This window comes from Bartonella sp. PS17NMGDW (assembly GCF_042193555.1).
GTDB lineage: Bacteria > Pseudomonadota > Alphaproteobacteria > Rhizobiales > Rhizobiaceae > Bartonella > Bartonella grahamii.
Genome location: NZ_JBHILY010000090.1, coordinates 1 through 661, shown reverse-complemented (window position 1 = coordinate 661; position 661 = coordinate 1). Strand labels below are relative to the sequence as shown.

At 41.3% G+C, this 661-nt stretch carries 1 pseudogene; it reads right to left on the bottom strand.

Annotation, left to right across the window (positions count from 1 at the left end):
* Positions 1 to 661: pseudogene (locus ACFIJK_RS09440) on the bottom strand (hypothetical protein); the annotation flags it as partial.

Here is a 661-nt window from a genome sequence, read left to right as displayed (position 1 = left end):
GTTGAGCTTTTTGAGAGCTCACCATCCTTAAGAAACGTGATCTTGCTGTTGCCTTTTTTCTCTCCTTCTCCATGCTGCGCACTAAAGGCATTTGAATCTTTGCTCCACGTCAACGAATCCTGTGCAACACCTTGTGTCACATCTTTGATCCGCTGATTCACATTCTTGATACTCGTATCAATGCCTTCAAAAGCTGTACCAACATCGGTAAAATTAGCTTCTTCTTCCTTACCGTCTTTAGAAATCTTAGATAATTTATAGGTGGGTCCCGTGAAAGCACCATCTGTAAAGGTTGTACCACCACCTAAAAACTTCGCAACATCTCCAGAGAGGGTATGAATTTGTCCACCATTAATGGCATCACGTGAATCCTTGGCAATACTGCCAACAGCTACATTATGGAGAGCAACGGCTTTTGCTTCCTTACCTTTCCCTAACGTCACACTTTCATAATTAATGGTGTTTTCTTTATCTGTATTTTTATCATAATGAACAACTGCTGATTCATCAGACTGAAGATTATCAGAAAGGTCTTTTAAACCCTTATCAAGTTGGCCTTTATTAACCGCTTCATTGTCATTGGCCGCTTCCTTCACACCGGAAATAACACGATCAGCACCACTCTTATTTGCAATATTGATTGTAGCGCCTTCCGTCTCCG